This is a genomic window from Herbaspirillum sp. GW821-FHT09A12 (genome assembly GCF_059418325.1).
In genome coordinates this window covers 259901-273057 of the sequence record NZ_JBWKPR010000004.1, presented here as the reverse complement: position 1 = coordinate 273057, position 13157 = coordinate 259901, and the positions used below count along the sequence as shown (strand labels likewise).

11 protein-coding genes are annotated in these 13157 nt (G+C 65.5%); 3 read left to right on the top strand and 8 right to left on the bottom strand.

The genetic code is table 11. From position 1 onward, the window contains the following. The first annotated feature begins 158 nt into the window (after positions 1-158). Together AC07N6_RS13430 and AC07N6_RS13425 are read left to right on the top strand one after the other, a co-directional pair. Complete coding sequence (locus AC07N6_RS13430; protein ID WP_494781484.1) at positions 159-1187, top strand: TRAP transporter substrate-binding protein; 1029 nt, start codon at positions 159-161, stop codon at positions 1185-1187. Further along, positions 1184-3061, top strand: a complete 1878-nt coding sequence (locus AC07N6_RS13425; protein WP_494781485.1) for a TRAP transporter large permease — start codon at positions 1184-1186, stop codon at positions 3059-3061. Before AC07N6_RS13430 ends, AC07N6_RS13425 begins: the two co-directional genes overlap by 4 nt. Positions 3062-3130: 69 nt before the next feature. Here the strand turns inward: AC07N6_RS13425 and AC07N6_RS13420 are convergent, their stop codons facing one another. The 5 genes from AC07N6_RS13420 to AC07N6_RS13400 form a co-directional block, all read right to left on the bottom strand. Continuing rightward, on the bottom strand, positions 3131-3328 hold the full coding sequence (locus tag AC07N6_RS13420; RefSeq protein ID WP_494781486.1) for a hypothetical protein: 198 nt from the start codon (positions 3326-3328) through the stop codon (positions 3131-3133). Beyond that, positions 3325-4506, bottom strand: a complete 1182-nt coding sequence (locus tag AC07N6_RS13415) for a PepSY-associated TM helix domain-containing protein (protein WP_494781487.1) — start codon at positions 4504-4506, stop codon at positions 3325-3327. The genes AC07N6_RS13420 and AC07N6_RS13415 overlap by 4 nt, the downstream gene beginning before the upstream one ends. Before the next feature lie 16 nt (positions 4507-4522). Beyond that, positions 4523-6889 (bottom strand): TonB-dependent siderophore receptor, encoded by a 2367-nt coding sequence (locus AC07N6_RS13410; protein WP_494781488.1) that lies wholly within the window; start codon positions 6887-6889, stop codon positions 4523-4525. A gap of 100 nt (positions 6890-6989) precedes the next feature. Further along, entirely contained in the window at positions 6990-7919 is a 930-nt protein-coding gene (locus tag AC07N6_RS13405) for a FecR family protein (RefSeq protein ID WP_494781489.1), read from the bottom strand. A 17-nt stretch (positions 7920-7936) separates the two neighbouring features. Next, complete coding sequence (locus AC07N6_RS13400) at positions 7937-8527, bottom strand: RNA polymerase sigma factor (protein ID WP_494786261.1); 591 nt, start codon at positions 8525-8527, stop codon at positions 7937-7939. A gap of 435 nt (positions 8528-8962) precedes the next feature. Here AC07N6_RS13400 and AC07N6_RS13395 point away from each other — a divergent pair, with 435 nt between their 5' ends. Further along, positions 8963-9742, top strand: a complete 780-nt coding sequence (locus AC07N6_RS13395; RefSeq protein WP_494781491.1) for an SDR family NAD(P)-dependent oxidoreductase — start codon at positions 8963-8965, stop codon at positions 9740-9742. Positions 9743-9797: 55 nt separating this feature from the next. Here AC07N6_RS13395 and AC07N6_RS13390 read toward each other — a convergent pair whose 3' ends face one another. The 3 genes from AC07N6_RS13390 to AC07N6_RS13380 form a co-directional block, all read right to left on the bottom strand. Beyond that, positions 9798-10736, bottom strand: a complete 939-nt coding sequence (locus tag AC07N6_RS13390) for an HpcH/HpaI aldolase/citrate lyase family protein (protein WP_494781492.1) — start codon at positions 10734-10736, stop codon at positions 9798-9800. After that, positions 10733-11899 (bottom strand): CaiB/BaiF CoA transferase family protein, encoded by a 1167-nt coding sequence (locus tag AC07N6_RS13385; RefSeq protein ID WP_494781493.1) that lies wholly within the window; start codon positions 11897-11899, stop codon positions 10733-10735. Before AC07N6_RS13385 ends, AC07N6_RS13390 begins: the two co-directional genes overlap by 4 nt. 159 nt (positions 11900-12058) lie before the next feature. After that, positions 12059-12991 (bottom strand): LysR substrate-binding domain-containing protein, encoded by a 933-nt coding sequence (locus AC07N6_RS13380; protein ID WP_494781494.1) that lies wholly within the window; start codon positions 12989-12991, stop codon positions 12059-12061. Positions 12992-13157: the final 166 nt, after the last annotated feature.

Below are 13157 nucleotides of genomic sequence, written 5' to 3'. Positions count from 1 at the left end.
AATGAAAAATAAATTAATTGTACTTCACCAATAAACCTTTTAAATTCAAGCTCGAACACACCGTAGCAGCCACAGAGCTGCACTATCAGGACATGGCCGCCAGCCCGCTTCAGTCGGCAGGCGGCACTCCTCCGACACATAAAAACTGGAGACACAGCATGAGCAAAACCAACCCGCTGCGCGGCGTGTCGCGCCGTTCCGTCCTGGCCGCCGCCGCGGCCCTGCCGCTGGTGACGATCTGGAGCAAACCGGCGCGCGCCGCCGAATTCAACTACAAGCTGGCTACCGGCCAGTCGCTCGACCAGCCGATCAACGCCCGCTTGAAGCAGGCCACCGAGCGCATCCGCGAAGCCAGCTCGGGCCGGCTCGACATCCGTTTCTTCCCGGCCAGCCAGTTGGGCTCCGATACCGACCTGCTGACCCAGGTGCGCACCGGCGGCGTCGAGTTCCTCAACATCGCAGGCTCGGTGCTGTCGACCGTGGTGCCGCTGGCGGCCATCACCAATGTCGGCTTCACCTATTCCGATTACCAGCAAGTGTGGTCCAGCGTGGATGGCGAGCTGGGCAAGATCATCCGCGCGCAGATCGACAAGAGCGGCATCGTGTCGGTCTCCAAGGCCGCCGACAACAGCTTCCGCCAGATCTCATCGACTTCCAAGCCGATCAAGGCCCCGGCCGACCTGCAGGGCTACCGCATCCGCGTGCCGGTGTCGCCGATGTTCACTTCGCTGTTCAAGGCGCTCGGCGCCAACCCGACCTCGATCAACTTCAACGAGCTGTACACGGCGCTGCAAACCAAGTTGGTGGACGGCCAGGAAAACGGCCTGGTCGCCATCGATGCCGGCAAGCTGTACGAAGTGCAGAAATACATCAGCCAGACCAACCACATCTGGGATCCGTTCTGGCTGCTGGGCAACCGCCGCGCGTTCAACAATCTGCCGGACGACCTCAAGGCGATCGTGCGCCGCGAATTCGACCGCGCCAGCGTCGAGCAGCGCGGCGACGTCGAACAGCTCAACGTCTCGCTCAAGGAGCAGCTCACCAGGAAGGGCATCGTCTTCGACAGCGCCAACCGCGACGCCTTCCGCAAGGCGCTGGCCGACGTCGGGTTCTACAAGGAATGGAAAGACAAGTTCGGCGCCGCGCCGTGGGCCGCGCTGGAATCGGTCGTCGGGAAGATGACATGAGTGCGGTCCACAGCATGCGGCAAGGCGCCGCGATGGGCACGCATGACGCCCCGCGCAGCCTGATCGACGCCTGCCAGCACTGGTTGCAGAAGTCGGTGGAGGCGCTGGCGGCGACCGTGCTGGTGGCCGAGGTGGCGATCCTGATGGCCGGCATCGTCGCGCGCTCGGTGCTGCACAGCTCGCTGATCTGGAGTGACGAGCTGGCGTCGATCCTGTTCCTGTGGCTGGCCATGCTGGGCGCGGCGCTGGCGGTGCAGAAGAATTGCCACATGCGGCTGACCTTCTTCGTTTCCAAGCTGCCGCCGCGGGCCCAGGTATGGGCCGAAACGCTGGCCATCGGCGTCACGCTGGTACTGCTGGCGATGGTGCTGCACCCCAGCTTCGATTACGTGGAAGACCAGGGCTTTGTCGAAACGCCGGCGCTGGGATGGAGCGGCATGGTGCGCGCGCTGGCCTTGCCGGCCGGCTTCGTGGTCGCGCTCGCCAGTTGCGTGCTGCGCCTGCTGCAGCATGGCAAGCGCGACGTGGCCAGCGTGGCGGCGCTGCTGGCGCTGGTCGCCGGCGGCTGCTACCTGGCCGCGCCGATGCTGGCGGCGATGGGGCAGCAGGCGCTGCCGGTGTTCTTCCTCGGCATGCTGGGCGTGGCGGTGATGGCCGGCGCGCCGATCGCCTTCGCCTTTGCCATCGCCACCAGCGCCTACTTGCTATGCACCACCTCGACCCCGCTGGTGATCGTGGTCGGGCGCATGGACGAGGGCATGAGCAGCCTGATCCTGCTGGCGGTGCCGATGTTCGTGCTGCTGGGCCAACTGGTGCATGCCACCGGCCTGGCGCGCGTGATGGTCGAATTCCTGGCCTCGCTGGTGGGCCACGTGCGCGGCGGCATGTCGTATGTGCTGCTGGGGGCGATGCTGCTGGTGTCGGGCATCTCCGGATCGAAGACCGCCGACATGGCCGCCGTGGCGCCGGTGCTGTTTCCCGAAATGCGCAAGCGCGGCATGCAGGACAGCGAATTGATTTCGCTGCTGGCCGCCTCCGGCGCGATGAGCGAAACCATCCCGCCCTCGCTGGTGCTGATCGCAATCGCCTCGGTGACCGGCATCTCGATCGCGGCGCTGTTTACCGCCGGCATCCTGCCGGCGATCGTGCTGGCCGTGGTGCTGGCGGTGGTGGCCTGGTGGCGCGCCGGCAGCGACCATGTGGAAACCGCGCGCGCTCCCGCCAAGTACGTGCTGCGCACCTTCGCCATCGCGCTGCCGGCATTGCTGCTGCCGTTTGTGATCCGCACCGCCGTGGTCGAAGGCGTGGCGACGGCGACCGAGGTCTCGACCATCGGCATCGCCTATTCGCTCATCGTCGGCCTGCTGATTTATCGGGGCAGCCTGAAGTGGAGCATGGCCATGCCGATCCTGGTGCAGACCGCCGCCTTGTCGGGCGCGATCCTGTTCATCGTCGGCGCCGCCAGCGCGATGGGATGGGCGCTGACGCAATCGGGCTTCTCGCATGACCTGGCCGCCATGATGACCCATGTGCCGGGCGGCGCCACCGGCTTCCTGCTGGTGTCGATCGTGGCGTTCATCGTGCTGGGTAGCGTGCTGGAGGGGATTCCCGCCATCGTGCTGTTTGCGCCCTTGCTGTTCCCGGTGGCGCACCAGCTCGGCATCCATGAAATCCACTACGCGATGGTGGTGATCCTGGCCATGGGTTTGGGCGTGTTCGCGCCGCCCTTCGGCCTGTGCTACTACGCCGCCTGCATCATCGGACAGGTGCCGCCGGAGACCGCGCTCAAGCGCATCTGGCTGTATCTGGGCGTGTTGCTGGCGGGGCTGGTGGCCATTACGTTCATCCCGGCGATTTCGACCTGCTTTCTCTGAACGGTGCTGGCGGCACGCCCCGCCCATCGGGGGGGCGTGCCGCAGGCCGGAGGCACGCCGACGCTCATGCTATCCGGAACCATCGCGCGGCCACAGCGCGTGGCGCACACCGACTGCCACCGGTAGCGCCAGCGCCAGCCACGACAAGACGCGCCAGAAGCCGCTCCCCAGCAAGGCGGCCAACAAGCCGAACACGGTCAACGCCGCCAGCAGCAGGGGCATGCGCCAGACCCGGAGAAAGCCGCCGCGCGTAGCATGGTCTTTCATGATGAGCTCCCGTCGTGGCCGGCCGCCGACGCTGCCGACGCCGCAGAGGAAAAATGCGCCGACCGCAACGCCGCCTGGCGGCGGCGCGCGAACCAGAGATAAAGGCCGCTTCCCAGCACCACGATGGTGATCAGGTCGAGCGCTGCCCACAGGATCTTGAGCGGCAAGCCGCCGTAGTCGCCGAAGTGCAGCGGCTGCGACAGGAACAGGGTACGCACATACCAGGGCATCTCGCGCATGTCGGTGAGCTGCCCGGTCTTGGCGTCGATCAGCGCCGGCATCAGCAGGCGCGAGGTTACCGGCGTATTGCCGTGCATGAACACGGCGTAATGGTGCGCACTGGTGAAGCGGGTGCCGGGCCAGGCGATGAACAGCGAGCTCATGTGCGGCGCGGCGCCTTCGGCGGTAGCCACGGCGCGTTCGGGCGGGCTCAGGACGGCATCGGCCGGCAATGTCGGTTCGTCGCGGTAAGGCGCCGTCATTTCCGCCAGTTGGCCGTTCTGCCAGGCCACCAGCATCACGTCGGAAAGCGTATTGATGACGCCGGTGGCGCCGACGATGAAGGTCCAGGCCAGCACCACGATGCCCAGCAGGTTGTGCAGGTCCAGCCACTGCAGCTTGCGCGAGCGGCGGTGGCGCACGGCGCCGAACTCCAGCTTGCGCATGAACGGCCCGTAGAGCGCTATCCCCGAGACGATGGCCGCCACGAACAGCAGGCCCATGGCGCCCAGGAACAGCTTGCCGGGCAAGCCGGCGAACATGTCGGTGTGGAGCTGGCGCATCACGAAGAGGAAGCCCTGGCGACGATCCGGCGTGTCCAGGATCTGCGCCGTGCGGTCGTCCAGCACCAGCGACTTGCGCGTTTCCGGGGACGCTTGCGGCGAACTGTTCATGCCGGCGAACACCAGGTGCGGATGCTCTTGCGCATTCCATGACAGGAACTGGATCACCTGGTCAGGGTAATGCTCACGCGCGGCTGCGGCGATGCGCGCCAACGGCAGGCGCGGGGTATCGGCCGGCATGGCCGGCGCCGCCACTTCCCCCATCAGCTCCTCGATCTCTTCGTGGAACACCAGCGGCAAGCCGGTGATGCACAGCATGAGCAGGAACGCGGTGCAGACCAGGCTGCTCCATTTGTGGATCCAGCTCCAGCGGCGGATGGCGGCATGCGTGCTCATGTCAGGTTCCTCGCGTTCAGAAATCCACCGTTGCCGACAGCAGGAAGGTGCGCGGCGCGCTCAGCGTCAGGTAACCGCCGGAGCTGGGCGCCACCCAATAGTCCTTGTTGAGCAGGTTCTCGACGTTGGCGCGCAAGGTCACGCTTTTGCCGGCGATACGGGTCTGCAGGCGGGCGCCGGCATCGTAGCGGATCCAGCTCGGTATGCTCTGGGTATTGGCCACGTTGACGTATTGCTGGCTGGTATAGATGGCGCGCGCCAGCAGCGTCAGTTGCGGCAGCGCCGGCACATCCCACTCGCCGCCCAGGTTGGCTTGCCACTTCGGCACGCCCAGTGGCCGGTTGCCCTGGTTGACGCCGCCCGCGGTGCGGGTCAGGACGGCATTGGTATAGGCCGCGCCGCCCAGCACCCGCACATGCTCGGCGACTTCGCCGGCGACGTTCCATTCCAGCCCGCGGTTGCGCTGCTCGCCGTCGGCGCTGTAGCGCAGGCTGGCCGGATCCTGGATCAGCGAGGGCTTGGTGATCTGGAACAGGGCCAGGCCGGTAGTGATCCTGCCGAAGTCGAACTTCACGCCGGTTTCATACTGCTTGGTCTTGTAGGGCGCAAACACCTCGCCGTTGTTGGGGGCGGCGATGTCGTTGACCGCCTGGCCGGGACTCAAGCCTTCGATGTAGTTGGCATACAGCGAGACCTGCTCCGACGGCTTGACCACGATGCCGAGCATCGGGGTGATGGCGTCGGCATCGTAGCGCGAGGTCACCGCGCCGCCGGTGGCGAAATTCCTGGTTGAAACGTATTGCTTGCGCGCGCCTGCCGTCACCAGCACGCGGTCGTCGGCAAACGACATGGTGTCGGCCAGCGCGAAACTGGTCGAAGAGCTTTCCGAGATCTTGGGGGTGGCGCCCGGATACGTCGTCGGCAGGTTGGCCGGCACCGGGGCATAGATGCTGGAGGTTACCGGCGTGCTGAAGGCCGACAGGATGCGGCCGTCTTCCTGCTGCAGGATATTGCTGCTGGCGACCAGTTCGTGGCCCACCGGGCCGGTGCGGAAACGGAACTTCATGCCGGCTTCGGCCGTGGTGGTGTCGGTGTAGGCATTCCAGTACGCCAGCGAAGACTGGAATACGCCTTGCGCGCTGACATTGGAGGGATTGCCCAGCAGCAGCTCCGAGCGGCTGCGGCGCGAGCCGACGCTGGCAAAGCCGGTGATGTCGTCGCTGAAGTCGTATTCGCCGTGCAGCAGGACGGTATCGTCCTTCTGGCGCGAGTAGGCATTGGGAAACCAGTTGGCGGAGGAAGAGGGCGGCGACGGAATCGCGATGTTGGCCGCGAACTGCGGCTGGCGGCGCGTGCCATCGATGTCTTCCTGCTGCGAGATCACGTCCAGCGAGGCGCGCAGGCGCTGGCCGCGGTAGTCCAGCCCCAGCGATCCCAGCGCCAGCTTTTCAGTGCTGTGGTCGATGTTGGTGCCGCCGTTGCGGTACACGCCGTTGAAGCGCAGGCCGACCTCGTTGTCGTCGCCGAAGCGGCGGCCGATATCGACATGCGTGCCGAACTGGGCGTCGGAGAGATAGCTGGCCGTTACGCGCGTCAGCGGCTGGTCGCCGGCGCGCTTGGGCACCACGTTGATGTTGCCGCCCACCGCGCCGCCGGGGGAGATGCCGGAGAGCAGCGCGCTTGGGCCCTTGAGCACTTCGACGCGCTCGGCCACCTCGGTGGGGACGCGGTAGTACGGCAGCAGTCCATACAAGCCATTGAAGGCGATATCGGTGCTGCTGAGCGTGAAGCCGCGCATCAGGAAGTCGTCGCTCAGGCCGGCGGCCGGGCTGATGAAGCGGGTCGAGGGATCGCTGGCCAGCACATCGGCCAGGCTGCGGGCCTGCTGGTTTTCCATCAGTGCCGAGGTATAGCTGGCGACGTTGAAGGGCGTGCTCATGACGTCGCGGTTGCCCAGCAGGCCCAGCCGTGCGCCACGCGCCACCTGGCCGCCGGCATAGGCGGGCGGCAAGTCCCCGGCATCGGCGGCGGCGGCCACCGTCACCTGCGGCAATACCCCGTTGGCGGCGCCGCCTGCGGCGGCGCGCACCACGGCGAAAGTGCGTTCATCCATGGCGTCCACGCGCAGGTCCGAGCCTTCGAGCAAGCGCTCCAGCGCTTCGCGCACGCTGAACCTGCCTTTCAGGGCCGGCGCGTTCTTGCCGGCTGTGACATCCGATATGAACACGATCTGCGCACCGGACTGGCGCGCCAGTGCGTTAAGCGCCTGGCCCAGCGGCTGCGCGCCGAGATCCAGCTCAAGCGGCGCCGGCTGGGCCAGCACCGAAACCGAAATGACCACACCCGCGGCCAGCAAGGCCAACCTGGCCTGTAGCTTCCCCATGAAAATCTCCTTGTCAGAATCTGTCTATAGAGAGATAGCCGGGCCGGCACAGGTCGATGTACACCTTTGGGCGAAAAATATTTTTAAGAAACCGGTTGGCTCAGCGCGCAGCCCGTGGGGCGGGGATGTCTGTCCCGCCCTTTGGGAAGATGGCCACGCTGCCATCGGCGCGATGCTCGACGGCGATCGGCGCGAGCTTGGGCAGCATGGCCACCAACTGGTCCAGATGGTCGATGTCGAATTGCCCGGTGATGCGCAAAGGGCCGCCGGCCAATGCGGGTGACAGCAGCAAGGGCGCGGCGCGGTAGCGCTGGAGCTCGGCAATGACTTGCGCCAGCGGCGTGTTGTCGAACACCAGCTTGCCTTCGCGCCAGGCCGGGAGGGCCGGCAGGCCGGTGACGGCGAACGGGCGCAGTTGTTCCCCTTGCGCCTCCATGCCCTGGCCGGCGCCGAGCAACTGGCTCGGGCCGTCGCGCACGCCGGAATGCACCCGCACATGGCCTTCCAGCACGGTGACGCGGGCGCCTTCTTCGGTATTGCGCACATTGAAGACGGTGCCGATGTCCTCGACCTGCATCCGGTTGGCGTAGACGATGAAGCTGCGCACCCGCGGATGGGAAACGCGGAACATGGCTTCGCCTTGCGGCAGATGCAGTTCGCGCGAGCGCAGGCGGTATTCGACGGTCAGGCGCGAGGCGGTATTGAGCGAGACCTCGCTGCCGTCGTCCAGCGTCCAGGTGCCGCGTTCGCCGGGCGCGGTGGCAATGGTTTCGGTGCGGTAGGCCGGATTGATCCAGAACAGGCCGGCCGTCACCGCCAACAGCAGCGCGGCGGCGCCGGCCAGGCGATGTTCGCGCTTGCGCGAGGCGGCGCGGGCGATGATCTCCTCGGCATCGGGCAACTGCGCGCGCAGGCCGTCCTCGAACAACATCAAGGTATCGTCGTCCAGCGTCGGCGCCTGGCCGCCAGGACGGTTGCCGTTATGTTCCACGGCGCCGACATCGGCGCGCCCGGTTGCGGGATTGGCCATCGTTGTCCCTTGTCCTGTCAGGGTTGGTTGATGACCGGCGCCAGCCCGGCCACTGCACGCGCCATGTGGCGCGCCACCATGCCGCGCGAAATGCCCAGCTTGGCCGCTACTTCGGCCTGCGGCAGATGGTAGAGCTTGTGGAGGATGAAGACCTCCTGGCAGCGCTCGGGCAATTCCCGCACAGCCGCCAGCACGGCCCGCTGCTTCTGCTGGAACGCCACCGCCAGTTCGGCTCCCTGCAGCGGCGCGGCTGACGGCGCCGGCGCGCACTCCGGCAACTCGCCGACATGGGCAATGACATCGGCCCGTGCCTTCTCGATCCGGTAGCGATCGATCGCCGCCTGCGTCGACACATGCCGCAAGAAGGCGTGCGGGGCGCGGATTTCGCTCTGGGGCGGCCGCTCCAGCAATTGCACGCACACATCGTGCAGCACTTCGGCGGCGAACTCCTTGTCACGGAAGCGGCGCCGCAAATGATCGATCAGCTCGTCGTAATGACGCGCCAGCAGGCCGATCAGGGAAGACGCCGAAGATGGATGCACGATGGTCGGAAAACAGGAGCAAGCGATGCGCACCACCCTGTTTCCGGCTGGGAACAGGGTTGGCATGGCCAAATTGTAAATGAGAATTAATATTTTTATTGTAAAGGAAAATCGCGGCAACGCAGCGCCGCATTGGCCGGCCATGCCGATTCATCGCCTGCGTTGGCAATGGAAATCCAAGCGCCGGCCTGCATCGAAGTGTTGGGAGTGCGTTTGGGGCAGGCGTAGGCGCTTGGATGGATGTTTTTTTGTGGAGCCGGCCATCGTGCCTTCCCGATTCACCGCAGTGCTGTGCGGGCGTTTGCCTACTTGGCGCTATTGGCAGTCGCCTCATCAGCGGTTCATCAGCAGTGACGTTGACCGCAGTGACTTTTTCTCACAGGGCGCGGCTTTAATATCCATTGAGCCGGCGTTTTCCGTCTCTCATAATCTGCTCCAATCATGCATGCTTCGGCGCGGTCGATCCGGCGCCGCAGCGAAAAAATTGGGACAGGAGACAACGTGGACGAGACGCAACGCAAGAGCAACGGCAGGGTCGCAGTGATCACCGGAGGCGCGGCCGGCATCGGCGCCGAAGTGGGCGAGCAGCTGGCGACGGCCGGCTATCACATCGTCATCGCGGACCTGGATCCGGCGGCGGCGCAAGCCACCGCCACACGCTTCCAGAATCAGGGCCATGCGGCATCGGCGCTGCAGATGAACGTGGCCGACGCGCAATCGATCGCCACCGGCTTCAGCCAGATCGGCCAGGAGTTCGGGCGCTGCGACGTGCTGGTCAACAGCGCCGGCATCGCCAAGGTCTTGCCTTTCGTCGAATACCCGCTCGACATCTTCCAGTCGACCATGAACGTCAACGTCACCGGCAGCATGCTGTGCGGCCAGCACGCGGCGCGCCTGATGATCCCCAAGCATTGGGGCCGCATCATCAACATCGCCTCGGTGGCCGGCATGCGCGCCGTGGGCAGCGGCCGCACGGCCTATGGCACGTCCAAGGGCGCGGTGATCGCCTTGACGCGCCAGATGGCAGTCGAGCTTTGCCAGCACGGCATTACCGTCAATGCGGTGGCGCCGGGGCCGGTCGATACGCCGATGACGCGGGTCCTGCATACCGACAAATTCCGCGAAGAATATACGCGCGCCATCCCGATGCAACGTTACGGAACGACGGCCGAGATCGCTTCGGCCGTGACCTATCTCGCCTCGGATGGCGCTTCGTATGTGAACGGCATCGTGCTGCCGGTGGATGGCGGGTTCCTGGCGCATGGCGCCGGTTCCATCTGAGGCCTGCTTGCAAAGGTTGGCGCACCGGCGCCGTTTTCGATGGCGCCGGTATGAATCAGGAGTGGCCGGCGAGGCGCAAGATGCGTTGCGCCATGCGGACATTGGCGTAGTCGACCATCTTGCCGTCGACCGACACCGCGCCCTTGCCGTTGCGTTCGGCATCCTGCATGGCGGCGACGACGCGCTGCGCGAATGCCTGTTGCGCGGCGTCCGGAATGAAGGCGTCGCGCGTGGCTGCGATTTGCGATGGGTGGATGACCTGTTTTCCATCGAAGCCCATCGCCGCCGCTTTCTCGGCCCAGGCCTGGGTGAGCGTGGCATCCCGGTACGCGCCGCATGGGCCGTCAATGGCGCGCAGGTTGAACGCGCGGGCCGCGACCAGGAGCCGCATCATCGGATAGGCGAACAGGTCGAGCGGCGCGCTCAGGTAGTTGCCCGCGGCAGCAACGGTTTGCCGGTAGCCGTCCGGCGAACTGCCGATTTCCGTGCTGCGGGCGCCGATGGAGGCGGCGAAATCGCCGACGCCAAGGTGCAGCGCCGAAACCCGCGCATGGCTTTGCGCCAGCGCATCGACTTGCACCAGGCCGAGCGCGGTTTCGATGAGCAGTTCCAGTTCGAGCGGTTGGGCGCGCGCCGCTTCGGATGCATCCAGCCAGCCGGCAATGACGGCGATGTCGCCGCAGCGTTCGGCCTTGGGGATGATGATGGCATCGAGCCGGGCGGCCTTGGCCAGCGTCTCGATTTCGGCTTGCAGGAAACGGCTGCCAAAGGCATTGACGCGTACGGCCACATGCTTGCCGCCCCAGTCGAGTTCCTGCAGCGCCAGCAAGGCATCGCCCAGCGCCTGCTGTTTTTCGGATTCGGGAACGGCATCTTCAAGGTCGAGGAAGACGGCATCGGCCTGCGAGCGGGCCGCCGACTCCACCAGCCGCCGCCGGTGGGCCGGTACGGCAAGGAAGGTGCGCACGGTTTGCAAGACGCGGGCCGGGTTCATGCGGCGCCCCGCTGGCGCAAATGCCGCAGGCCGAGCTCGCCCAGGATGGCGTCGTTGTGCTGGCCCACGGCAGGAATCGGATGCATGGCCGGTTCCAGACCGTCGATCGTGATGGCGGGCAGGAACATGGTTTGCGGGCCGTAGGGCGAGTCCACTTCGCGAGTGCGCTTGCGGGCATGCAATTGCGGATGCTGTGTGAATTCTTCCACCGTATTCATGCGCGCGTTGGCAATGGCCGCCTGGTCCAGTTTGGCGAGCAGTTCGTCACTGCTCCAGCGGGTGAAGCGTTCTTCGATGAGCTGTTCGAGCGCATCGCGGTTGAGCAGCCGATGCGGATTGCTGGCAAAGCGGGCATCGGTGCAGACGGACGGATCTTCCAGCACCGTCTGGCAGAACGACTCCCATTCGCGGGCGTTCTGGATGCCGAAGAAGATGCTGCGGCCGTCGCCGGCGCGGAACGGGCCGTAAGGAGAAATCGTGGCGTGGCGCATGCCGGTTCGCTTGAGCGGTGTGCCGGTGCCGCTGGTGTAGAAGGCCGGATAGCTCATCCATTCGGCCATGGAATCGAACAGCGAGACTTCGAAGGCGGTTCCCTGGCCGGTGCGTTCGCGGTGATAGAGCGCCATGAGGATGCCGTTGAGGGCATACATGCCGGTGGCGGTATCGGCAATGGCCAGTCCGCATTTGGCCGGTTGCTCTTCGGTGCCGTTGATGGCGAGGAAGCCCGATTCGCATTGCACCAGCAGGTCATAGGCTTTTTTCTTGCTGTACGGGCCGCCGCTGCCGTAGCCGGAAACGTCGCAGGCGATCAGTGCCGGAAAGCGCTTGACCAGCGTGCGCGCGTCGAGCCCGAGTCTGGCGGCGGCGCCCGGCGCCAGGTTTTGCAGGAACACATCGGCCTTGGGCAGCAGCGCGTCGAGGACCTGCTTGCCCTCGGGGCTCTTGATGTCGAGCGCCAGGCTTTCCTTGGAGCGGTTGGTCCAGGCGAACTGGCTGGACATGCCGTTCATGGCGGTGTCGTAGTCGCGGCAGAAGTCGCCCTGGCCCGGGCGTTCGATCTTGATCACCCGCGCGCCCCAGTCGGCCAGGTGGCGCGAGGCGATCGGTGCGGCAATGGCTTGTTCAAGCGTCACCACGGTGACGCCGGAAAGAGGAAGTGGCATGGCAGGTCTCCAGGATGGTTGGATTTTTCGTTGTCACGAAGCGAATGTCGTATCGATGAAAAATCTTAGCCCGCAAAAGGAGACCCCGGGAAATACTCTTTTTGACTAGGGGGTATAGCCAAAACCAATGTGGTAGATGCCTGCCGCTGGCCAGGGAGGTTAGGGCGTTACCTTCAGCGACGGCGCCAGGTCGGCCACGATCGCCTGGATGCAGTCCTGCACCGCGCGCGATGCGGCGGTCTGCGGGACGGAATTGAGGCGGCACAGGGCGACCGAGCGCTCCAGCGTCGGCTCCACCAGATAGCGCGCCGGCAGTTCGCCGTGGCTGCCGATGGTGATGAAGCCGGACAGGATCGTGGCGACGCTGCCGCGGCGGGCCAGCGAGAGCATGGTGGGCAGGGAGTCGATATCGGCGACGACGTTGAGCTCCAGCCGTTCGGCGGCAAACGTGCGTTCCACCAGCAGGCGCAAGCCGTTGGATTTGCCTGGCAGGACCAGCGGCACGCCGGACAGCATCGACAGCGGCAGCGACCGCGCCATCGGATCGCCGATCCAGGCCGCGCCGTGCACGGAGAGCAGTTCGTTGAACAGCGGGATGACGCTGATGCCGCGCGTCTCGGTCTCGCGGAACAGGATGGCCATGTCCAGCCTGCCGTTGGCCAGCAGTTCGGAGAGGCTGCCGCTCATGCTCTCGATGATCTGCAGCTGGATGCCGGGATACCTGCTGCGCATGCGGTCGAACAGCGGCACGGCGATGACAGTGGCGACGCTGGTGGGCAGGCCGATGGCGACCGGGCCGGAGAGTTCGTACTCGCCGCGGCGTACTTCGGCGCGCATCTGTTCGACCTGGCCGAGGATGGTTTTTGCATGCCGGTACATCGACAGTCCGGCCTCGGTCGGCCGCACGCCGGACCAGCTGCGCAACAGCAGGGGAAGGCCCATGTCGCCTTCCATTTCGACGATCTGCTGGCTCAGCGAGGGTTGCGAAATGGCCAGTTTCAGCGCGGCTTTGGAAAGGCTGCCGGCTTCGACGACGGCCACGAAGTAACGCAATTGTCGTACGTCCACGAACTTGTCTCCTACAGGTTCCATGGCGGGCGCCACACATGGAGAAACGATGGAAAAGCGGTGTTTTTATGGTTGGTATAGGTGTGGATTATATCCTCTATTGGCAATTCGTATTTGTAGCGCGGGCTTTTAACTCCCTATACTTTTTTCCAGCATCGTTGCAAGGCCTCGCCTTGCAACGATGGCCAAT